The organism is Glaciimonas soli, from assembly GCF_009497155.1.
GTDB classification, from domain to species: domain Bacteria; phylum Pseudomonadota; class Gammaproteobacteria; order Burkholderiales; family Burkholderiaceae_D; genus Glaciimonas; species Glaciimonas soli.
Genome location: NZ_WINI01000001.1, coordinates 49071 through 72167, shown reverse-complemented (window position 1 = coordinate 72167; position 23097 = coordinate 49071). Strand labels below are relative to the sequence as shown.

23 protein-coding genes are annotated in these 23097 nt (G+C 48.8%); 6 read left to right on the top strand and 17 right to left on the bottom strand.

Annotated features, from left to right (window positions below):
• Window positions 1-259: 259 nt before the first annotated feature.
• The 4 genes from GEV47_RS00315 to GEV47_RS00300 are packed head-to-tail and all read right to left on the bottom strand — an operon-like array spanning window position 260 to window position 4635.
• Window positions 260-757: an SRPBCC family protein gene (locus tag GEV47_RS00315; RefSeq protein WP_153232740.1), complete on the bottom strand. Its 498-nt coding sequence runs from the start codon at window positions 755-757 to the stop codon at window positions 260-262.
• Window positions 754-1092, bottom strand: a complete 339-nt coding sequence (locus GEV47_RS00310; RefSeq protein WP_153232739.1) for an ArsR/SmtB family transcription factor — start codon at window positions 1090-1092, stop codon at window positions 754-756. The genes GEV47_RS00315 and GEV47_RS00310 overlap by 4 nt, the downstream gene beginning before the upstream one ends.
• 39 nt (window positions 1093-1131) lie before the next feature.
• On the bottom strand, window positions 1132-2346 hold the full coding sequence (locus tag GEV47_RS00305; protein WP_228124506.1) for a phosphotransferase enzyme family protein: 1215 nt from the start codon (window positions 2344-2346) through the stop codon (window positions 1132-1134).
• 24 nt (window positions 2347-2370) lie between these two features.
• A complete protein-coding gene (locus tag GEV47_RS00300) occupies window positions 2371-4635 on the bottom strand; it encodes a TonB-dependent siderophore receptor (RefSeq protein ID WP_153232738.1) in 2265 nt (754 codons plus the stop codon).
• A 214-nt stretch (window positions 4636-4849) separates the two neighbouring features.
• Here GEV47_RS00300 and GEV47_RS00295 point away from each other — a divergent pair, with 214 nt between their 5' ends.
• A complete protein-coding gene (locus tag GEV47_RS00295) occupies window positions 4850-5200 on the top strand; it encodes a hypothetical protein (RefSeq protein WP_153232737.1) in 351 nt (116 codons plus the stop codon).
• 315 nt (window positions 5201-5515) lie between these two features.
• Window positions 5516-7747 (top strand): TonB-dependent receptor, encoded by a 2232-nt coding sequence (locus tag GEV47_RS00290; RefSeq protein ID WP_153232736.1) that lies wholly within the window; start codon window positions 5516-5518, stop codon window positions 7745-7747.
• Between the two features lie 66 nt (window positions 7748-7813).
• Here GEV47_RS00290 and GEV47_RS00285 read toward each other — a convergent pair whose 3' ends face one another.
• A complete protein-coding gene (locus GEV47_RS00285) occupies window positions 7814-8200 on the bottom strand; it encodes a cupredoxin domain-containing protein (protein ID WP_153232735.1) in 387 nt (128 codons plus the stop codon).
• 2 nt (window positions 8201-8202) lie between these two features.
• The gene (locus tag GEV47_RS00280; RefSeq protein ID WP_228124505.1) at window positions 8203-9132 is read right to left on the bottom strand and encodes a metallophosphoesterase family protein; all 930 of its coding nucleotides are present in this window, start codon (window positions 9130-9132) and stop codon (window positions 8203-8205) included.
• Between the two features lie 129 nt (window positions 9133-9261).
• Between GEV47_RS00280 and GEV47_RS00275 the strand changes: the two genes are divergently transcribed.
• Entirely contained in the window at window positions 9262-9921 is a 660-nt protein-coding gene (locus tag GEV47_RS00275; RefSeq protein ID WP_228124504.1) for a sigma-70 family RNA polymerase sigma factor, read from the top strand.
• On the top strand, window positions 9921-10739 hold the full coding sequence (locus tag GEV47_RS00270) for an anti-sigma factor family protein (RefSeq protein WP_194270537.1): 819 nt from the start codon (window positions 9921-9923) through the stop codon (window positions 10737-10739). The genes GEV47_RS00275 and GEV47_RS00270 overlap by 1 nt, the downstream gene beginning before the upstream one ends.
• A 127-nt stretch (window positions 10740-10866) precedes the next feature.
• On the opposite strand, the gene GEV47_RS00265 is transcribed toward GEV47_RS00270, so the two are convergent.
• The 6 genes from GEV47_RS00265 to metE all read right to left on the bottom strand — a co-directional run bounded on the left by GEV47_RS00265 (window position 10867) and on the right by metE (window position 16505).
• Entirely contained in the window at window positions 10867-11172 is a 306-nt protein-coding gene (locus tag GEV47_RS00265) for a putative quinol monooxygenase (protein WP_153233708.1), read from the bottom strand.
• Window positions 11173-11294: 122 nt separating this feature from the next.
• Window positions 11295-12608, bottom strand: a complete 1314-nt coding sequence (locus GEV47_RS00260) for an MFS transporter (RefSeq protein ID WP_153232733.1) — start codon at window positions 12606-12608, stop codon at window positions 11295-11297.
• A gap of 5 nt (window positions 12609-12613) precedes the next feature.
• Entirely contained in the window at window positions 12614-12943 is a 330-nt protein-coding gene (locus GEV47_RS00255) for a hypothetical protein (RefSeq protein ID WP_153233707.1), read from the bottom strand.
• A gap of 11 nt (window positions 12944-12954) precedes the next feature.
• The gene (locus tag GEV47_RS00250; protein ID WP_153232732.1) at window positions 12955-13518 is read right to left on the bottom strand and encodes an isochorismatase family protein; all 564 of its coding nucleotides are present in this window, start codon (window positions 13516-13518) and stop codon (window positions 12955-12957) included.
• A 52-nt stretch (window positions 13519-13570) separates the two neighbouring features.
• A complete protein-coding gene (locus tag GEV47_RS00245; protein WP_153232731.1) occupies window positions 13571-14029 on the bottom strand; it encodes a MarR family winged helix-turn-helix transcriptional regulator in 459 nt (152 codons plus the stop codon).
• A 187-nt stretch (window positions 14030-14216) separates the two neighbouring features.
• Window positions 14217-16505, bottom strand: a complete 2289-nt coding sequence (gene metE, locus GEV47_RS00240) for a 5-methyltetrahydropteroyltriglutamate--homocysteine S-methyltransferase (RefSeq protein ID WP_153232730.1) — start codon at window positions 16503-16505, stop codon at window positions 14217-14219.
• Window positions 16506-16617: 112 nt separating this feature from the next.
• On the opposite strand from metE, the gene GEV47_RS00235 reads away from it, so the two are divergent.
• Window positions 16618-17538: a LysR family transcriptional regulator gene (locus tag GEV47_RS00235; protein WP_153232729.1), complete on the top strand. Its 921-nt coding sequence runs from the start codon at window positions 16618-16620 to the stop codon at window positions 17536-17538.
• Window positions 17539-17728: 190 nt separating this feature from the next.
• Here GEV47_RS00235 and GEV47_RS00230 read toward each other — a convergent pair whose 3' ends face one another.
• The 4 genes from GEV47_RS00230 to GEV47_RS00215 form a co-directional block, all read right to left on the bottom strand.
• Entirely contained in the window at window positions 17729-18121 is a 393-nt protein-coding gene (locus GEV47_RS00230) for a YajG family lipoprotein (protein WP_153232728.1), read from the bottom strand.
• A gap of 179 nt (window positions 18122-18300) precedes the next feature.
• Entirely contained in the window at window positions 18301-18861 is a 561-nt protein-coding gene (locus GEV47_RS00225) for an elongation factor P (RefSeq protein WP_153232727.1), read from the bottom strand.
• Window positions 18862-19000: 139 nt separating this feature from the next.
• On the bottom strand, window positions 19001-20194 hold the full coding sequence (gene earP, locus GEV47_RS00220; protein WP_153232726.1) for an elongation factor P maturation arginine rhamnosyltransferase EarP: 1194 nt from the start codon (window positions 20192-20194) through the stop codon (window positions 19001-19003).
• Window positions 20191-20757 carry a MarR family winged helix-turn-helix transcriptional regulator gene (locus GEV47_RS00215; RefSeq protein WP_228124503.1) on the bottom strand — a complete coding sequence of 189 codons (567 nt, stop codon included), beginning with the start codon at window positions 20755-20757 and terminating at the stop codon, window positions 20191-20193. Before GEV47_RS00215 ends, earP begins: the two co-directional genes overlap by 4 nt.
• Before the next feature lie 270 nt (window positions 20758-21027).
• Here GEV47_RS00215 and GEV47_RS00210 point away from each other — a divergent pair, with 270 nt between their 5' ends.
• Entirely contained in the window at window positions 21028-21960 is a 933-nt protein-coding gene (locus GEV47_RS00210) for an EamA family transporter (RefSeq protein ID WP_153232725.1), read from the top strand.
• Here GEV47_RS00210 and GEV47_RS00205 read toward each other — a convergent pair.
• Entirely contained in the window at window positions 21923-23077 is a 1155-nt protein-coding gene (locus GEV47_RS00205; RefSeq protein WP_153232724.1) for a lactonase family protein, read from the bottom strand. The two genes, GEV47_RS00210 and GEV47_RS00205, sit on opposite strands and share 38 nt — an antisense overlap.
• Window positions 23078-23097 lie beyond the last annotated feature (20 nt).

Below are 23097 nucleotides of genomic sequence, written 5' to 3'. Positions count from 1 at the left end.
TGCTGACGTTGCCAAAAGTTCGGCGGCTTATTCGGAAAAAGAGGAAAGACATGTTTGAGCGAAGCGAGTTGGTCTTTCCTCCCGAATAAGCCGCCGCACTTTTGGGAACCCGCCTGCGGCGGGCAACGGCTGTTGTTGGAGCAGTGCTCCAACCCTTCTTTTGCTTACTTTTCTTGGCGAAGCAAGAAAAGTGAGTAGCTGTCGGGCTACCCCCGACATTGCCAGAACCACGGAGTGACGCCCAACTCAAGATAGCTGACTAGCATTTCTTTATATATTCAACAAGCTGATCAAGCGCCTTACTCCAACCATCGTGGAAACCCATTTTTTCGTGCTTGTTGCGACTATCTTCATCGCCGTGAATAACCAGCGCCGTATATTTCGTCCCCTTCCCATGCAGCTCAAGTGATATGACTGCCGTGAACATAAAGGCGGCTGCGTCCGAAGTCGCGTTTGAAGGTCGATAACCTGGCGCCAGAACATTTGTCCAAACTAATCTTTCGTTTTCGACGATTTCAAGATAGCAGCCAACATTTGGGAATTCCTGCCCTTCCGGCGATTGCATCACCGTTCGAAAAGCACCGCCAGGGCGCAGATCAATTTCACAATCGATTGTTTTCCACGGCGCGGGCGTAAACCAATGTTTAATATGTTCCGGCGTTGTCCATGCGGCCCACACCTGTTCTGGCAGGACATCAACATATCGTTCAAGTACAAGATCAAGTTGCGGGTTCGGTTTAAGCGGCAAGTAAGTCATGGCTTTTTCCCTTTCATGTTGATGAGATAACTATCCAATTGATTGAGCCGGCCGTCCCACAGCGTGCGTTGTTCCTGCATCCAGTCTTCAGCCGCATGTAGTGGTTCTGGCACCAATTGATAAATTCGTACACGCCCGGTCTTTTCTGAACGAACCAATCCACATCCCTCTAAAACCGTTAAGTGTTGCGTAAATGACGGCAACGCCATGTCAAATGGTTGGGCCAGTTCGCTGACCGCAGCAGAACCCGCTCCGAGTCGCTCAAGAACGGCGCGGCGTGTCGGATCGGCTAAAGCATAAAAAATGCGATCAAGTTGATAGATTTGCTTAGGCATATACCTAACTATAGAACATGAGAATACTTAGGTCAATGCCTAAACATTTTGCGGCGTCGCGTCGGAAGCCGCCGTGCTTATCGCATAACGTCGCCGTATATGTGCCAATAACTGCTGCCCTGCTTCACTATTGAACCATTCAGCGTGACCCAATAAATAGGTGTCATAGGCAATCGCCGCATTTTCAGCCGAGCCTTGAACACCGTAAAAATAAGCCAACTCTGATAAGGCAAATTCCACATGGGCCAACGGCAATATCGCTGGCAGTGCCGCTGCTTCCGCACTGCTCAATGGGCAGATCGCTTCATAACCATCTAACAGCGCATCCATATGATCCAGATGTATCACGCTATTGATATCCACATCCTGCACTGCTAACCATTCGATGATATTGGTCACAATGGCAATCGCCAAATCATACACAGCGCAGGTTTTATCGCATAAGCCGAAATCGAGCACCGTCGCTACCGCCACGGGCTCTTGCGTTCGCCACAATAAATTTGAGGCATGCCAATCGTTATGCGTCCACAGCGGCGTGAGACTGTTTAGCAACGGTTGCAAGCGGGCGTGAAATGGCATCAACACGCGTGTGACATCTTCACGCCATGCACGTTGCGCCATATAGCTTGCCAAACCAGGGCGCGCATCTATATAGGTTTGCAGGTGGGATAACGGATCATCGCTATTGAAGACGGTGAAACCCGATACCAACAAAGTTGCGGTACGGGCCGGAGCAACATAACCATAGGCTGCGACGTGTAACGCCCCCAACGCACGACCTGCTGCAGTGGCGTGCGCGATGTGCAAAAATGGCGTCCAGGAAAACGCATCGCGATAAATATCGTCACCGTCGGCTAGTCTATGCACCTCATAAGCCCATTCACCATCTGCATACGCGGTAGTACCTGTTTTATCTGTTAGTACGGTACAGACAGCGGGGCCATCGGATGGCAAATGCTGCGCCAGCCAGGCGATAAAGCGGTGCTCCTCAACCAACTGATCAACACTGCGTATTTCACGCAATAGGCGTTTTACAAACAAAGCACCAGCGCTTGTTTCAACTACGCATGCGCTGGAAAATGGACGCGGGCTGTGCCAAACCAAACGCCGGGCACTACCTGCTTGTGGATAGCGTCCTAACAAATTATTGACTTCATCCAGTGTCAACGGAGGCCAGCTGGGCGCGACCGGCTCCGTGCCAAGACCATGGCTCAATAATGTTGCGCCATCCATGGACTGATTATCCGTGCTCATAGTAAGAACTGTGTAGTAGCGAATTTAGAAATCATATTGCATCGATAACCGTGCGGTCCGCGGTGCCCCCAAGTGAATATAACTGTCACCCAAGAACTCTCCCGAATCTTTCCAATATTGCTTATTCAAGAGATTGTCTATGCTCAACCGCAGCACGACATTGTGCCCCGCCAACGTGGTGGTATAACGTGAACCTGCATTAAACAAATAGTAAGCCGGTATATCGACATTACCTTCGCGCGTGGCAGCTTTACTCGCACTATATTCCCAGCCACCCAACAAGCTCAAACCGGCAATCTGCTGTATCGCATAGTCAGCATACACAGTTGCCTTTATGCGTGGCACATTGATGGCTTGATGACCGTCATATGACGCCGTACCAGTATCGTTGGCGATTGCCTGAATGGCACTGATGCTGGCAGTTAAGCGCAATTGACTGCTAGCCTGCCCTGCTGCACTCAACTCAAGACCGCGATTTGTTTGCGTTCCTTCTTGCACATATTCAAACCCACCTGCGCCGTCTGGCTTAGGATATTCATACGGCTTGGTCATCTGAAACAGTGCGCCGGTAATCATTAGCTTGCTGCTGACATCATATTTGATACCCGCTTCGATTTGACGCGACACAGTCGGCGCCAGGAAAATGTTGGCATTGTCTGCCCAGGCTGGCGCCTGACCACCCATGGTCAGACCCTTGCTATAGCTGGTATACAAAGTCATCGCCGCTTGCGGTTTAAATAACAGAGCGACTTGCGGCAGTAATAGCGATTTATCGGTGGTGCGTGTCGCAGCGCCAGTGATATCGAATGCTTGTTCTCTCAGCCAAACCTGACGCGCTCCCGCGACTACTTGCCAGCTGTCGCTCAAACTGATGCGATCGACCGCAAACAATCCTTGCTGACGACTATCCAGGCGCTTATAAAATGCGCCAGGCTGATCAGGTGAAGGCGGAAAAGCAATCGGATTTGGGTTGTAAATATTATCGCTGCCGACATACTCACTGACACCATCAGTCTGCGCAATATAACGGCGAAAACTACTGACACCGACTGTCAGATCATGCACGATCTGTGCGGTACTGAACTTCCCTTGCAACACTGCTTGCACTTGATCATTGATGCGCGTGTCTTTTGGGAAGCGATAATCGTAAATATCATATTCACCGCTAGGGCTGAAATATTGACCGGGGCTGTCACCGTTGATGCAACTGGTAACGTAATAGCAACCATACGGAAACGCTACATTGTCATCTATTACCACTTTACTGCGGCTCGCCATCAGATAAGTATGCCAATCAGCATTCAGATCGACATCCAGACGCAGATTGGTATTGAGCGCATCTATCGTCACCGGCTTGGCCCAGCTTTGACCGCCCAATAGAGTCGATGGCGAAACATTGGTCGGAAGCGTCGTTCCACCCAACAATTGATAGCCCGGCACAGAACGTTGTTGACGATGTTGATCTTCAATATTGAATTCCAACTTTGCAGACGGAGAAATTTTCCAATCTGCTGCCAGCGAACCGAAATTCCGATTGCCGTCGGCGCCGTGCACATAGGTATTAATGCCTTCATGCGCCGCATTGACACGAATCCCAAATTGATTTTGGTCACCAAATATCGTGCCGATATCCGCCGCCAGATAACGCGAGCCACGCGAATCGGTCCCCAATGTGATAGAGCGCACATCGGCAGGACGTTTGCTGACGTAATTAATCAAGCCGCCGGCTGCCCCCATACCCGTTTGCAAACCGGCCAGGCCTTTCAATACTTCGACCCGTTCTTTGTTTTCCAGCGCAACGTTTTGCTCACCCGAAATTGTCATGCCGTCCAACTGATAGCTCGATGCCAGGTCCAACGGGAAGCCACGGATGCTGACATTTTCGTAATAGCCCAATGGTGCGTAATTGTCGTCAATCGACGCGTCATTTTTCGTCACATCCGTCAACAAGCGCGATTGTTGATCATTCATCAAATTACGTGTCATCACAGAAATCGACGCCGGCGTATCCAGCAAAGGCGTATCGCCAAAACTACTCACGGCTGAGGATGTTGCGCCATAGCTGCCGCGGATGGGTGCGCTGCCGGTGACGGTCACTATCGGCAAGGTGCGATGCTGCTCAGGAGTCGCGGCGACATTTCCGTTAGCGCTTGTCACTGTATCGGGCGCAGAACCAGTCATATTGGCATCTTCCGCATATGAACTTGCGGCGGCCGTGCCAGCAACAAATAGTAAGGTTAACAACTGCTGGGTTTTACGTTGAGTTTTATTGTGTTTTTTGTTTTTCATGCGAATTTGGGCGTGACCAAAGCAAATTACTGAGGGCTCGCATTATCCTTGAATATTTCATTATTCACAGGCAAGAAAAACATTGATAAATAATGAACAAAAAAAGCAATAAGAAAAACGACATAATTTTTTCTTTTTATTGCTAATCGTACATAAACACGATTAGACTATGCAACTCAATTGCATTTAGCGTTTCCCACAATCAAGTTTCCGTATGCAGCTAATCATTAACGACACGTACAGCTCAAAGCGAAATCGCAAGATACGCTGGCGTCAGTTCGCGTTCTGGTTAGTGCTGTCCATACTGGTGATTCAGTTGGTCGCCGCCGCTTTTCATAACCATGGCTTAACTGAAAAATCGGATGATTGTGCTGCCTGCTCGTTAGCGGCTAACCTGCCCTCACCTACGCCCACCCCGCCGGTGGTGGCGCCAACTGCCGCATTGGTTTTTGTCTATCCAGTTGCAATTGAGGCGATTTATTTCCTGCTGCTCCCGCCGTCTCACTATCTGACCCCTCTGGCACAAGCGCCGCCGTCATTATCTTCTCCTTTCCAGATTACTTAAATTGCATATTGAAGCGAGCTAAGATCGCGTTAAATAATGCAACATGACTGCTTTATAAATCGCGCGTTAAGTAAATCGACGTAATCAATTTTAAAAGTCACTGTCATTCCCGCGAACGCGGGAATCCATGTTCAACGTAACGTGGATTCCCGCGTTCGCGGGAATGACGGGGATGAGTTATGCATTGCAAGTTGATTACAACGGATAACTTATGTCCTTTCCAATGACTTGGAAATGGCAATGATTTCTATCAGGTTATGTTGCCCTTATTCGATGCTCTGCGCTTGTTTGTTCCGTCTTATTGGAGTTAGAAGAATGAAAACACGCTTGTTACGGCTGAGCGCCTTGATTGCGCTCGCCTACGCGCCCACTATCGTCATTGCAGCCAATGCCGATGCGACAGGGGTTACGACAGAACCGACTATCGGTGTTAACAACACAGATGCGCCAGCAGCCAGTGGTGCGAATAATGTTACGAATAATAATGCGAATAGCGCACCATCCGCCGCAGTACCGGTTACGACCACCGCACCCATCAGTCAAATCACTGTCACCGCTGGTCGTTTAGATCGCGCCAGAAATAGTATTTCGGTTGAAACCGGCAGCAGCATATATCGGATCGGCCCCAAAGAAATTGCCGCTCTGCCGCAAGGTGATGACACGTCATTTAACCAAGTGCTATTACAAGCGCCTGGCGTCGCACAAGATTCGTTTGGACAGTTGCATGTGCGCGGAGATCACGCCAATTTGCAATACCGTTTGAATGGCATCTTGCTTCCGGAAAGTATTTCCGGATTCGGCCAAACCCTGGATACCCGCTTCGTCAACAACATCAGCTTTTTGACAGGCGCATTGCCGGCGCAATACGGCTATCGCACAGCAGGTGTGGTCAATGTGCAAACCAAAACCGGAGAAGATGGCAATGGCGGTGATATCGGCGTGCAATTCGGCAGCAACCATACACAAGAAATCACTGGCGATGTGAGAGGAAGCACGGATAATTTCAGCTATTACATCAACGGCGCATTTGATGCCAACGATCTCGGTATCGAAAATACCACCGGCGCATCAACCGCCATACATGACCGTACTTTGCAAAACAAAGCTTTTGGTTATTTTTCCTACATATTGAATCCAGATACCCGTGTCAGTTTGATTTTGGGCAATTCCGATAATCGCTTTCAGATCCCCAATATTCCCGGACAAACACCTACTTATCAGTTAGCCGGTGCGCCAGCCGATTATCAATCAGCCGATCTGGATGAGCGTCAACGCGAAACTACCCGCTATGGCATTCTTGCCTTGCAAGGTTCGATCAATTCGCAATTAGATTATCAGATTGCCGCCTTCAGCCGCTATACCAAGACCTCATTCGATCCGGATGACATTGGCGATTTAATGTTTACCGGCGTTGCCTCCAAAGTTGTACGTACTGGCTTGGCCAATGGACTGCAAGCTGATGGAAGTTATAAATTAAATGATAGCCACACGATACGCAGCGGTGTTGCCTATACGCGAGAAACTCTCAACAACAGTACGGATGCCCTTACCTTCCCCGCGGATAGTGACGGTAATCAGCTAAGCACCACGCCTTTTGCAATCAATGAAAGCGATCAAAAAACCACTGATCAAATCGGGGTTTACTTACAAGATGAATGGAAATTGACTGACAAGCTCACCATGAACTACGGTGCGCGTGCCGATTGGGTCAATGCGTATGTGAAGGCGAATCAATTTAGTCCACGCATCGGCTTCGTCTATCAAATGACGCCGAGCACCACCTTCCATGCGGGCTATGCCAAATACTTCACGCCACCCGCGAGTGAGTTAATCGCTGCTTCCACCGTCACCAATTTCAATGGCACTACCAATGCGTCGCCCAGTAGTCAGAACGGTGCGGTGCAGGCAGAAAGCTCCGATTATTTTGATGCCGGTGTGAATCAGCAGTTGACGCAACATCTGACCTTGGGCTTGGATGCTTACTATAAAAAAGTAAAAAATTTACTGGATGAAGGTCAGTTTGGCTCTGCTTTGTTATACACCCCGTTCAATTATGCTCAAGGCAAAATCTACGGTCTTGAATTGACCCTGAACTATCACAAAGATAATTTATCAGCCTATTTCAATCTGGCGCGTGCTACCGCAATGGGTAAAGATATCATTTCTAGCCAATATAACTTTGATCAGGCAGAACTGGACTATATCTCCAATCATTGGGTACATCTGGATCACGATCAGCGTCTCTCTGCCTCAGCGGGTATGTCATATTTATGGCGCGGCACGACCTACAGCACTGATGCCTTATTTGGCAGTGGTTTGCGTAGCGGCTTTGCAAATACCGATCATTTACCGGCATATACCGTAGTTAATGTTGGCGCCAGCCATGTGTTCACAGAGTCACCTATCGGCAAAGTGACTGCCCGGTTCAATGTGACAAATCTGTTTGATCGTGTCTATGAAATCCGTGATGGCACTGGCATTGGCGTGGGTGCGCCTCAATATGGGCAACGACGTGGTTTTTATGTAGCGATGTCGAAAGCGTTTTGATGAGGAATTAATACTGTTCTATCGTAGGGACGCGATAAATCGTGTCCCTACAAACGCACTAGCGCATCACGTCACCACAATCACACCGACCATATCCTCATGTCCTGAGCCACAAAACAAGTCGCAATGAAACCCAAACTCACCCACTTTATCCGGCGTAAAACGCACGCGTGATACGGTACCTGGCAAAATATCCGTGCGCACCGCAAAGTCTGGCGCATTGAAACCCATAGGAATGTCTGCCGTCGTTAACTCTAAGGTAACGGATTGCCCCTGCTTCAACAGTAACCTATCCGGCGTATAAGTAAATCGTTTGGCAACCACCTTGATAACGCGCTCTTGGCTTGCTGCCAGTGCGGATACGGCGAAGCCACAGAATCCGACTGCCGTCAGGCCAAGCAACAGCTGCCGACGCTCTTTATTAATAGTGGGAGGCAGGAAATTGATAGCCATGATTAGCTCTTTTGCACTGGCAATTCGGTTATCTGGTATTCCATCGTTTTTCGCACTGTTGCGACTTCGCGAAATCCTAAGCCGCGATATGGCTGAGCGCTGTCCCACGCTATCGGTGTGCGTTTCGGCTGTGATCCCGGCGCAGGCAATGGAAAGATCAGGGATTTGGCCGAGTGATGCGCTATGTGCTCGGTCATATGATGGTTTTCCTGATGGATATGACCATAAAATACCGTCACATTTTTATACGGCATTAGCAACGCCAATGCCTTGGCGCCGTCGCGTGTCGCCCAATCCCATTGCGGGTAGAGATCAAATAAGGGGCGATGCGTAAAGACCACTATCTGCGCATCGGCTGTTTGTTTTTCCAAATCAGCCGCCAGCCATGCCAATTGCTCATCGCCGATGCTGGCACCGGGATCGGATACATTATCGAGAACAATAAAATGCACTCCTTTGTGATCGAAGGTGTAATGCGTTTTACCAAAAAATTCCTGATACGCGGCGCCCCGATCCAATCCGGCATCATGTTCGCCGGGCATAAAATATACTGGTTTTACTTTCAAATCGGCGACGACGGCTTTGAATTCTGTCATTCTCTTACGGCGCTCTTGCGGATCATCGGTGGTGTGGGTCAAATCACCGGTAAAAACAATAAAGTCCGGCATTTTCTCCAAACCATTGACCGCTGCCACAGCTTTTGGCAGCGTGCCACGCGCATCGGGATTAGGCGCGCCCTCAAACCCCCAATGGCTATCGGATAACTGGACAAAAAAGAAATCATCAACCGGACTTGCATTGGCAGCCCAACCACTTAAGCCTGATGCATAAACAACCCCACCTAAGCCAGCTAGCTTGATAAAGCTACGGCGTTTCATCGACAATTGAAATGTAGCCGAAAGTGCATCATTTGGTACGGTACTTTCCATCATGCTCTCCTTAGTCCGATCACATGACCGGTAAATCCTCATACCGATAGCGCGGCAATTTTATTCCTGTAAATTTTGCGGGAATAAAATATCGACTCAGGCGGTATGATAGGAAAACACAGCGAATGTCGAATGCGCAGAATGACCGACCAGACTAAAGAAGAACGCTTCCAAGCCATCGTTTTACCGCATCTCAACTCTGCCTTTAACCTGGCACGCTGGCTCACGGGCAGCCATCAGGATGCGGAGGATGTGGTTCAGGAGGCTTATTTGCGCGCGTATACTTTCTTTGACAGCTTCAACAGTCATCGCAGCAATGCCAGCAACGGTGGCGAGGATGGACGCCCCTGGTTGCTCGCCATCGTGCGCAATACGTTCTACACGTGGTACGAGCAAAAGCAAACACGCAATGCGCACACGGCATTATTTGATGAACAATCTGACGATAGCTACGGTCATCACAACGCTACAGGCGAAGATCCAAACGAATTTGCAAACGTTCATCAGCAAGCAAACAATGATCCGGAAAACCTGCTCTTACAAAAGGATTGCGAACAACAACTGCAGCTAGCGTTGCGCACCTTACCGTTGGAATTTCGGGAAGTGATGATATTGCGAGAATTGGAAGATTTGTCGTACAAACAAATCGCTGCCATCGTCGACATTCCCATTGGCACGGTGATGTCACGCTTAGGGCGCGGCCGCCAACTATTGGCAAAAAAACTGATTGCTAGCGGAGTTTCAGGTGTCACAACGCCAGTATCAGTGGCAGCAAAGCGGCAGGAGTTATGATGAATCATCAACAAGCATTAGAACTCATTCCAGCTTATGTTGATCAGGAATTGAGTGTGAGCGAAACGATAGAGCTAGCGCGACACTTAGACAGTTGCAGTAGTTGTCAGCAAGAGTATGCGCAGCAAAACCAAGTCAGCGATTTCATCAAGAAACAAGCGCCGTATCATCAAGCGTCAGCTAGTCTGGCTCAGCGTATTAATGCAGCGTTACCTGGTGCGCAAAGCGAACCAGCAACTACGCATGCGCAGCCAAATAAAGCTGATCGTTCCGGTTGGCGCGTCTATAAACTTTTCAATTTGAATTTCAATTGGATAAATGCCGGTGCTGTACTAACCACATTGCTGGCGGTGATATGGAGTGCAGGTTTATATTTGAACCTGCCATCCGCACAAGACAGACTCGCCGATGAAGTTGTTGCCAGTCACGTGCGTTCTTTACAAGTGAATCATTTATCCGACGTCATTTCCACTGATAAGCACACCGTCAAACCTTGGTTTAATGGGAAAATCAACTTCTCTCCGACAGTAATTGATTTGGCGCAGCAAGGCTATCCGCTTGCGGGTGGGCGATTGGATTATCTGGATGGGCATCCGGTTGCGGCACTAATCTATCATCGCCAGCTGCATCCGATTAACGTGTATATCTGGCCAGATAATGTGAGAGATGCCGCACCAAAAAGCCTGAGTGAGCGTGGCTATCATCTTATGCACTGGACCAGTAAAGGTATGGTGTATTGGGTCGCATCAGACGTTGCGGCACCAGAATTGGCGAATTTTGTGACGCTGTTGCGTGAACAGATTAGTTCTGCGGAATGAAAAGCGGGTACAAAATAAGTGCGGATATATTCTGCCCCGCTTTCATATATTGATTTAGAGCGGTTACTGCGTTCAAAAGGCATAAATGGCCACTTATCTTCGCACTTATCTTTGCGCTTATCGTCGATTAAGTAGCGAGATTTTTCAACCCTAATACTTCTATTTTTTCGATACTGGGCGGACCAACAAACAACTCATCCGCTTTGGCCATCAATGCCTGTGCGATTGGCCCGTTCAAGTGCGCCTGGCGACCTGCCTCGTCTTCAAACGCATCGAACACGCCGAAAGTAGACGCAGATAGTTGTAATGCAAACCAGATTGGTGTGGTGGCTTCCTGATTTGCCAATGTTAAACCCATATCAAGAAATGCCTCGACATCCGCCTCTTTGCCGGGTTTCGCTTCAAAACGGGCAAACAATGCGTGCTTAATCATCATCTATCTCCTGTAAAAAAGCCCATCGCAAGGTGTGCGATGCTGCTTACTTTACACAAGCTGCATAGATTTTGCTGGTCACCGACTACGTTGTTCAACGCGTACGTTACCGATCTTCCAACTCAGCGAATCTTCTGTTCTGGAGTCAGCCGTTCTGATTGCTGCGAGCGACTCATCGGGTCAACATCGGCTATGCTGAAGTGCATGCGCCCGGCAACCAGGCGCATGCGTAAATGACGGTATTTCATCAAATAATGAATCACGACAATCGCAGCCGCAAAACCAGACGCAGCACCAATCCCAAGTGCCCAACGCGGACCAAACCTGTCAGCTACCCAACCGACAACTGGCGCACCGAGTGGCGTGCCACCCAACGCTACGGCAAGGAAAATTGCCATCACCCTGCCACGCATCTCCGGCTCGGTTGATAGCTGCACCATACTGTTGGCAGTGGTGTTAAAGGTTTGAGCAGATATGCCAATGATGATGAGCACAAATCCAAAGAGCCAGTAGTTCGGCATGAAAGCGGCAAACGTTAAACCGATTCCGAAAATTGCCGCGCCGACGAATAAAAGAGAGATGCGGGGATGCGCTCGTTTAGCTGAGAGCAGCGCACCGGCGACAGATCCGATTGCCATGGTCGATGACAGTAGCCCGTACTGCCCTGCACCGCCATGAAAAATGCTGACGGACATTGTCGAAATAAAAATTGGGAAGTTGAGGCCAAACGTACCGATCAAAAACACCATGAAAATGATGGCTTTTAAATCAGGACGTTTTGCTACATAGCGAAAACCCTCGGCGAAACTGCCCTTGGTTCGGGCGGCTCGGCTGCTCAGATGCAATTCATTAAGGCGAAGGAAATATAGCGAGCTGATGACGGCTGCAAACGAAGCTGCGTTTATCAAAAATACCCACCCCGACCCCACTGCCGCGATCAGCACACCGGCGATTGCCGGACCTATCATTCGCGCCGCGTTAAATGAAGTTGAATTAAGCGCGACGGCATTTGATAAATCGGCTTCAGTCACTAGTTCCGAAACGAATGTCTGACGCACTGGCGCATCGAATGCCGTGACGCACCCAAGCAGAAACGCAAACAGATACACTTGCCACAACTGAACCAGCCCCGTAACAGTAAGAGTACCCAAACCCAAGGCCAATACCCCCATTGCCGCTTGAGTGGCAATCAAGAATTTTCGACGATTGAAATAATCAGCGGCAAAACCGGTTAAAGGTAGCAACAGAAGCTGTGGGCCGAACTGAAGCGCCATGACCACGCCGACAGCGGTAGCATTTTTGTGAGTAAGTTCAGTAAGCACCAGCCAATCCTGAGCGGTACGCTGCATCCAGGTTCCGACATTGGATACAATCGCACCGCCAGCCCACAGGCGATAGTTGTAGTTGCTCAGTGAGCGGAAGGTGCCTTGTACCATATCATTTACGCGTTGTCCGGGGAGTTACCACCATGAAATCGTCCGAACATGCGCGCCGCCATCACGCTCATCAGAAGAACGCCCAATCCCGTAGCAATAACCTGATCTGAGGAACGTAAGTCAAAGTTTCCGACACGGCATATCAGGAGATAGGCAATCACAAAATTGAAAAATCCCCACAACACGTTGACAGTTGACGAAGAAAGCCCCACACCGCTCGGCGTGGCAAATGGGCTTTGAAATGGGCGCCCCATTACGCCACTTACAAAATGGGGCACTGCATTTGTAAGAAAAACACCACCAAAAAAGTAGGCGACGTAGTGAGTCGATTCCATCAATTCCATGGTTATCCGCCCTTTTTTTGGAGAAGCGCCATGATCTCTTGCGTTGTGCCGGTCTCACCTAATCTCGGGAAAATCCGTGTCGTGCTATTGATATGTGCATCTGGATTCATATCGCTCATAGCGTCGAGGGCAAACGTCACGTTGAATCCAAGCTCGTTTGCATAACGCGCGGTTGATTCAACGCCGATGCTGGTAGCGATGCCAGCAATAACCACCTGCGTAACGCCCTGCTTCTTCAAATATTCTTCAAGGTCGGTATTGGTGAACGCTCCCCAAGTCCGCTTCGTCACAGTGTGATCTGTCGGCTGCTGATTGAGTTCTGGAACCAAATCAGCCCAACCGGCGGGAAGATCGCTAAGGCTGCGTGACTGCTCTGCTCGCCCCGGCGCTCCGCCGGCAACGTTGACCAGCACAACCGGCAAACCGTGGCTGCGAAATGCATCGGCCAAAGTACTGGCCTTACTCACAATCTCGGCGGCCGGATGTACGGTGGGATAAGCGACGATGCCGTTCTGCAGATCGATGACGATGAGAGCGGTCTTGGGATCAAGCGTGGTTACTGTCATGATATTTTCCTTGGGATGATTAAGGGTGATTTGTTGTGATGAGACGGTTGGCTTACGAGTCGACCAGACGTTTGAGCAGTTCGACACCAGTCGCAAGTGCCTCTTGCTCCACTGGTGTGAGTTTTGTCCGAATCGAACGAAACAACCAGTCTTCTCCAGCTGCCCGGCTTACTTTGATCATTTCTCGGCAAGCATCAGTAAGAGACCAAATGGTTTGTCGGCCGTCGTGCGGATCCGGTACGCCAATCACGAGCCCAGCTTCTTCCAGAGAAGAAACCGTAGCCCCCATGGACTGTGGGCGCATAGCCTGAGCCCGCGCCAGCGTTGTCACTGTCGCAGGGCCTTCGCGCTCCAGATGTGAGAGTGCTGCCGTCTGTGACAAACTGAGATTGCCTAAATGCGCCTCTTCTCGAAGCCGCCGCTTCAGCTTGCCAATCAGGATACGAAGCTCCCCTGCCACAGCTAATGCATGGCTTATTTCGGGGCTCTCTTGTCGTGCGTTCTTATTCATGCCATTACTTTAGCAGATAAGAAGCCAAACTACAAAGCCTTCCTTCATATATTTCTATATGAAAGAAGAATGTGCTTGATATTTAAGCAAAAAAATTCATGTGCATCTTCATCGACTGCTATCGAGCTACCTCGATATTGCCGGAACCACGGAGTAACGCTCCAACCAAGAGAGCGTCATTAGCAGCTTAAGCGACCTTCAGCTCCGCTCCAACCTCCTCTCGCAAACGCCATGCCGCCGACACCATATTTTCCAATGCAGCATAGGTCTCCGGCCAACCACGCGTCTTCAAACCACAATCAGGATTAACCCACAAACGCTGATCGGGAATCACACCGCGTGCTTTACGCAACAAGCGTTCCATTTCATCGACTTGCGGAATACGTGGTGCGTGAATATCGTAAACACCGGGGCCAATGTCATTCGGATAAGCAAACTCGCCAAACCCGTCTAACAATTCCATGTCCGAACGCGAGGTCTCGATCGTAATCACATCCGCATCCATCGCAGCAATCCATGGCAAGATGTCATTAAATTCGGAATAACACATGTGTGTATGAATTTGCGTTTCGTCTTTGACACCGGCCGCGCTGATTTTAAAGGCACGTACTGCCGACTCTAAATAGGATGTCCAGTCACGCGACTTCAACGGCAGACCTTCGCGGAACGCTGGTTCGTCGATTTGTATCATCCCGATACCGGCTTTTTCCAGATCACACACTTCATCGCGCAACACCAGAGCGATTTGCAATGCCGTGGTGGCGCGTGGCTGATCATCGCGGACGAAAGACCATTGCAACATCGTCACCGGCCCTGTCAGCATCCCCTTCATCGGCTTACTGGTGAGGCTCTGCGCGAACTGGCTCCAGCCTACTGTCATGGCTTCCGGACGATAAACATCGCCGTAAATAATCGGCGGCTTAACACAACGCGAACCGTAACTTTGCACCCAACCATTGGCGGTGAACGCGTAGCCCCACAATTGCTCACCAAAGTATTCCACCATATCGTTACGCTCCGGTTCGCCATGTACAAACACGTCCAGCCCGAGCTCCTCTTGTTTTTGCACCACAAAACGAATTTCATCGCGCATTTGCTCCAGATAGGCAAGATGGCCAATTTCACCACGTTTGTAAGCTGCACGCGTTTGCCGGATTTCTGCAGTCTGCGGGAAAGAACCTATGGTTGTAGTAGGGAACGCTGGCAACTTCCATTTAGCCTGCTGTTTACTAATGCGCTCAGGAAAATTGCTGATGCGTTGCCCATCAGCATCGCTTACTGCAGCCAAGCGCCTTTGCACCAAGGGATTGTGGATGCGAGCGGAGTTGCGACGGCTCGCTTGTGCGGCACGCGAAGCAATGAATTGTGCTTCTGCTTCACTAAAATTGCCATTCAACGCTTGTTTCAACGCGACGATTTCAGACAGTTTTTGGGTCGCGAATGCTAGCCAGCTTTTCAGCTCATCATCCAGTTTATTTTCATTACTAAGATCAACTGGCACGTGCAATAACGAGCAACTGGATCCTATCCACAAGCGGTCATCGAGCTGTTCATGTAGCAACTTAAGTTTACCAAGTATCCCATCCAAATCTGCACGCCAAAGATTACGACCATCAATCACACCAAGCGACAAGATTTTATCTTTCGGCCAGTCTTTCGTGAATGCGCCCACTTGTTCAGCGCCACGCACACAATCCAGATGCACACCCTGGACTGGCAATGATCGTAGCAATGCAGCATGTTCGCAGACTTCACCAAAATACGTAGTCAACAGCAACGCTGGTGCTTGTTTGGATAATGCCGTATATGTCGGTGTAAATGCAGCTAGCCATTCTGCTGCTAAATCCAGCGATAGTATCGGCTCGTCAATTTGTACTGTAGTAACGCCAGCCCAATGTAAACGTTGTAGTAGTTGCTGATAACCGACGACGATTTTTGGCAACAGATCTAATTTATGCGAGAGGTCTGATTTTATTTTCCCCAGATACAGCAACGTCAGCGGCCCTATCAACGCGACTTTGGTGAAATGACCAAGCGCCTGTGCTTCAGAAACCTCATCGAACAACCAGTTAACGCCACCATCGAATTTCACATCGGCACTCCACTCTGGCACCAGATAGTGATAATTCGTGTCAAACCATTTTGTCATTTCCATTGCAAAATGCTGCTTGCTTCCGCGCGCCAATGTGAAATAGTCGGCCAGACTTAATTGTTGTGGATCAAAGCCAAAGCGAGCAGGAATCGCCCCCAATAATGCCAAGGTATTCAATACCTGGTCATACCAGGCAAAATCACCCACTGTGACCAAATCCAAACCGGCATCGGCTTGCGTTTGCCAATGACGCTCGCGCAACGTTGCGCCGGTAGCACGCAAAGCAGTTTCGTCAGACTCCCCCGCCCAGAATGCTTCTTGCGCAAATTTCAGTTCGCGCTGCGCGCCTATGCGGGGAAAACCTAAAACGTGTGCTATTGCCATAACTATATCCAAGGTGGTAAGTGATACTTGGCATGTTGCAATAATATAGACTATGATTCAAACGACAAATATTAAGAATCAACTTGAATTTTATTCATAATCAAAGCATCCTATGCAATCCATCCTCGAGTTACGCCATCTGAAAACCCTGCATGCACTACGTGAAGCAGGCAACTTACTGCGTGCCGCGACGTTACTCAACGTCACGCAATCGGCTTTATCACATCAGATCAAGCAGTTGGAAGATCATCACGGCACCACTTTGTTTGAACGAAAATCGGTACCGGTACGCTTTACCCCGGCTGGTGAGCGCCTATTAAAATTAGCGGATACCGTATTACCGCAAGTAGCGGAAAGTGAGCGTGATTTGGTGCGCCTGGCGCAAGGCGTCGCCGGACAGTTGCGCATTGCGGTGGAGTGTCATACCTGCTTTGATTGGCTGATGCCCGCGATGGATATTTTCCGCAAGCGATGGCCCGAGGTAGAACTTGATATCGTCTCGGGATTTCAAGCCGATCCAGTCGGATTACTGTACGAACATCGGGCTGATGTCGCGATTGTGGCGGAAATCGACCAGGATGAAAAAGTCGATTATCACCCTTTGTTCAGCTTTGAAATTGTCGCTCTATTAGCGCATGATCATCCGTTGGCCGCACGTGATTATCTGGTCGCAGCCGACTTTGCCAGCGATACCCTGATCACTTACCCTGTGCCTGACGACATGCTCGATATCGTCAGACAAGTATTAAAACCCGCAGGCATCCAAACCCCACGACGCACCACAGAATTAACCGTAGCAATGCTGCAATTGGTTGCCAGTCGCCGCGGGATCGCAACCCTACCTATCTGGGCAGCCCAAAGTTATGTTAATCGGGATTATGTGCTGGCAAAACGCATTACTCCCGACGGCTTGATCGGCAAGTTATATGCGGCTTGTTTACCAGACGCGTCAGAAAAACCGTATCTGGCTGATTTTGTAAACACGACGCGAGAGAGTTGTTATTTGAATTTATTGAGCGTTGAATTATTGTGACGCACATAAAAAACCACATGTATAAAAGCATGTGGTTTTTTACTGCAGAAAGCCGGCGGCAAAAACTAATTTGAATTTTGAGATGCCTCTGCCTGACCTCCGAATGTCACTCCCATTTGAACCGGACGATGATGATTTTCAAACTGACGATTCGTTTCTGCTTGTCTCAAATGATTTATTTTGTTCCGCCTCATTTGTGCGGTTTGGCGCTTGGTCGATGACCGTGATGTGGTGGCCGGTGTCCGTGATGCGGCGGTCTATGGCTGGGCGGACGATGGCCATGATGCGGTGGACGATGAGGTTTATGATGCGGCCTATGATGATGCGGGAGCCGATGATAATGTCCGCCAAGGTGAATTGATGTGCTAATTACCGGCATCGCTACCGTCGCCGGCGGCACATACACTGAAGCAACCGGGACTGGATCTACGTAAGTCGGCGTCACTGGAATTGAGTCGTAATATAAAGACTGTGCAGCGGCCGCTTGCGGTTGATAATAGCCGGGTTGATCCATAGGGACTGCAACGCAACCTGCCAACACAAATACGCCAGAGATTGACAACAACGTGACGATTTTTTTCATAACAATCTCCGAAGGTCAAAACGACAATTTGTAACGCGATGAGTATGCGCACAAAAAAATAGTTCCGACGAGAAATATTTTACCAATATTACCTTGTTTCCCCATCAAACAAAAGAATGCAAAGGCGAAAAAAAACGCTGCAGAAAATCAGCAGCGTTTTTTGCGTGCATTAAAACTAATTACACACGTTTTTTGTATTCATTGGTGCGTGTATCAATTTCAATCATGTCGTCTTGCGAAACAAACAACGGCACTTGAACGATGTGGCCAGTTGCCAGTTTTGCTTCTTTCAACACGTTACCTGAAGTGTTACCTTTAACCGCTGGCTCGCTGTACACAACTTTACGCACGATTGTGGTTGGCAATTCAACTGAAATAGCTTTTTCATTGTAGAAAACAGCTTCGCATACCATGCCGTCTTCAAGATAACCCAAGGCATCGCCCATATTTTCGCCTTCAATCTCATACTGATTGTATTCACTGTCCATGAACACATACAACGGATCTGCGAAATAAGAATAGGTGACTTCTTTTTTATCAAGCACGATTTTTTGATATTTATCATCGCCACGCGCGACGACCTCTTGAGGGCTACCAGTCAAAAGATTTTTCATCTTCCATTTGTAGGTAAAGCCAGTACGACTAGAACCGTTGACGTCTGAACGCAGAACGATCATAGGTGTTTTTGAATCGCCGAACTCAATGATGTTGCCGACTTTAATTTCTTTTGCTGGATTCATAGCGAATATACGTAAAAAGTAAGTTACAAAAAAATCATCTTCAGCCTACCAACAGAAAACGTCGCAAGCCTACGAGTGATTGAATTTAATAATGCATTTAAAAATTAGCCTTATATTTTAACCGATTTTTATACTGCTCTCATTTAATTGTCTCGACAAAGCGCAGCAAATTTGAGGTGAAATCACCATTTTCAAGCATGTGTTGTCGCCATATTATTGTCATCTCAGTAATTTTTGGCATTTCAGCATGGAATAAAGGCCATGCTGACGCAATTTCCTCGGGCGGATTTCCCATATGATTCCAGCTGCGCCACATCGCTGCCAGACCCTCACTATTGGTATTTTCCAGATAACGTCGCAAAAAAGCTTGTAATTTTACGTGATGCAAATTTTTGTCTTGCGGATAAATATGCCAGACAAAAGGTTTTTCTGCCCACTGCGCACGAACGAAAGAGTCTTCCCCTCGAACAAAATTGAGATCGCAAGCCCACAACAATTTATCGTAATCTTGTTGCGTAATAAAAGGCAAAATACGCACAGTCAATGCACCCTTCGTCGCAACTGATCCTGCAACAACAGGTCCTCCAAAAAACACCTGCATCGCATCTATAGCTACGCCTTCCGGCACTAAACAAGTAATCGCTGTGTCACCGCTTTGCCATGTATCAAACAATTCCGATACCGGTGCGAACGGATAGCAAAAAAGGGAGATCTTTAATGATGCTATCTCTGTTTGCGTCACACCTAGATTGGTCAAAAATGCCGCCATCGCGACCGGGTCCTGTTGGAACTCTTGCCTCTGCTGCGCCAGATTGGCTTCGACCAACAAGCCTCCTGTGCGCGCTGTAAAGCCCGGATAAAAAAAGTACTTCGTCAATGACAGCGTTGGGTGTGGCGAAGGCAACGTGTGGCACCCCTCTACCCATTCCTCTGCACTGAGTCCTTCCAGATTAATCCATGCAGGTTGCGGAGTGCATAGTGCCATCGTCGCAATGTACGCAGGCGGTATATTGCAACCGAAAAACTCAATCACGATATCGGCGATGTCATTGACCGTAAACACGCCGTCCTGATCACGCCAATGCCGTACGATCACGGTACCGATCTGCTGCACATCACAGTCAATGACGACTTCCGGACAAATTCGCTTAAAACTGATTAAGTCATCCACCCACAAAGTGACGGCAATGCCATGTTCCTGCTCCAACTGTCGCGCCAGACGCCAGCAAATGCCAATGTCGCCATAGTTATCAACGACTTTGCAAAACAATGCAAGTGATGTTGCCTGATCATTTATGGGTACCGCTTTTTGATTTTCTTTTAGATTACTCAAGATTCAAATTCCAATAATAATTGACGCAATAATCCGGCCAACTGTTCGCGTTCATTTTCTTTTAACGACGCCAATAAACGATGTTCGTTGGCGACGTGTGCCGACACTGCTTGTTCAATTACCTCCAAACCAGCCGGGGTTAAGGTAATCAGGACACTGCGCCTGTCATCCGGATTGTTTTCACGCACCACCAAAGCGGCACGCTCCAAATGGTCGATGCGATTGGTCATGGTGCCGGAGGTAATCATCAACGATTGCAACAATGCATTCGGCGACAAGCTATACGGCGCTCCTGCGCGGCGCAACGCCGCCAGCACATCAAACGACCACCTGGTCAATCCAAACTGTTCCAAGCCTTCGCTGACACCCGCTTCAAAGTAATGCGCCAAGCGCCCCAGACGACCAATGATACCCATTGGCGCGCTATCCAGATCTGGGCGCTCGCGCTGCCATTGCGCAAGAATGGTGTCGACTTTATCAAATTTTCTTTCGTCGCTGATACCGTCTTTCTGGTGTTCTTGGTGATTGCGCTGCTGTATTTTTTCTTTATTTTGCATTTTCATTGTCTTAATGACTCCTGTTCCATCCATCTGCGCGATATACGGCATTGCAACAAAATGGCGGTATATGACTTGCACGATGCAATTATATCTTGACGTCGAGATATAAAAATGTAAAATGCATGTATCTTGATATGAAGATAGTTCATGTGAAGATTTATTCTCGGATATAAGGCACACACAAAACTATCAGATCAAAGCAACGCAAAATACGGCTAGGCGAAAACGCCACTGAGGCTGTTTTGCGTAAGTCCTAAACTAAAGGCATTGAGCATGACAAAATCAAACACACTATTGCGCGACACCCTGATTACCGCGATTGCACCGGCAATCTGGGGAAGCACCTATCTAATCACGACAGAAATGCTACCGTCCGGTTATCCGTTGACGCTGGCCACTTTACGCGCCTTGCCTATAGGCTTGTTGTTGCTGATTATGTTGCGCCAGTTGCCCACCGGAGTCTGGTGGCTACGCGTGTTTATCCTGGGCGGGCTCAACTTCACGATCTTTTGGTCGTTACTATTTCTTTCTGCCTATCGCTTGCCCGGCGGTGTCGCCGCGACAGTCGGGGCAATACAACCGTTAATGGTGGTGCTGTTCTCATGGCTCATGTTTGGCAAGGCACCACGTGCATTAGCAATATTCGCTGGTGCAATCGGTATTGCTGGCGTTGCCTTGTTAGTATTGACACCATCGGCACAATTGGATGCGGTTGGCATCGGTGCCGGACTATTGGGTGCTGTCTCCATGGCTGTCGGAACTACGTTAAGCCAGCGTTGGCGTGCGCCAGTCCCGTTACTGACTTACACCGCATGGCAATTAACTGCCGGTGGTTTATTGTTGTTGCCTCTTGCGCTGTGGTTTGAACCGCCATTGCCCGCATTGAGCAATGAAAACATCGTCGGTTTTGTGTACTTAGGATTAATTGGCGCAGGATTAACCTACTGGCTGTGGTTTCGCGGTCTGCAAAAACTGCAACCAGCAGCGGCAGCTTCGCTCGGTTTATTGAGTCCGGTAACAGCGACACTGCTCGGCTGGCTAGTGTTGGATCAACAATTATCGCCGTTGCAGATCGTTGGCTCTATAGTGATTTTGCTGAGTGTATGGCTGGGACAGCGAGCTGCGCAAAGCAAGCTCGCTCCATCGAAGATAACAACACAAGAAACGTTCAGCCTACAAACACCAGGCAAACAGGGCTGCCTATAACTATGCGTTTACCGCTATCGGTCAACAAGCCAGTCACTAGATCGCGTCGAAAAATGACGACTTCATCGCTGGTTTGATGAGCGACCAACAAAAATTGTCCGCTAGGATCGATAGCAAAATTGCGCGGGCCTTTGCCTAAAGCAGGCGTGTGCGTAACCAGACTTAATGTGCCATTTGCCGCTACTGAAAAAATACTGATGTCGTTAACTGCGCCACGACTGGATGCGTACAAAAATTTGCCATCGGGTGAGAGATGAATATCCGCAGCGTCTATCGTGCCTTCCTTGGTCCTATCAAAATTTTTAGCGGCGACTGTCGTTTCTTGCACAGGTGTAAGCACACCATCATGGTAGCCAAACACAGTCAATGTGCCATCGATCTCGTGCAATAGATAAGCGATCTTGCCGTTCGCGCTAAAGATAAGGTGACGCGGCCCACTACCTTTTTTGACATTGAATGTATGTTTGAGCGTCAACGGCGTTCTTGGGTTAGCAGCGTTATAAGCGTAGCTAAAAACTTGATCGGTTCCAAGGTCACTCACCAACAGATATTTACCATCCGGCGCGAATTTCACCATATGGACATGAGGACTGTCCTGACGATTTTTAGTGACGCTGCTACCGGCATGTTGTATCACCTGAATCGCTTCACTCAATTTTCCATCAGGCTCAACAGCAAACACTGCCAGACTGCCGCCGGTGTAATTGGCGACAATCACATGTTTGCCATCTTTATCTAACGTGATGTAGCACGGGTCTGCGCCAAGCGAAGCGACTTTATTAAGAAAGTGCAAGTTGCCGGATTTTTCATCATAGGAAAACGCACTGACTTCACTTTTTTCGCCATTCTCATTGACAGCGTAAACAAACTTCTTGTCTGGTGAAACCGCCAGATAACTAGGGTTAATCACATTTTTCACGACATTTTTATAGATGGCTTCAGCACTCTTCGGATTGAAGTCAACCGCATAAATCCCCTCACTCTTCACGTTACGATTGGTATTCGTATAAGTGCCGATCAGTAGATGGAGATTTTTTTCTTGGGCATGTCCTTGCAGTGGCATAAGGAATGTAATGAGTAGGAATAAGGTAGAAAAAGCACCAGGCATTTTTTTCATGGCGGGCTCATCTGATGTAT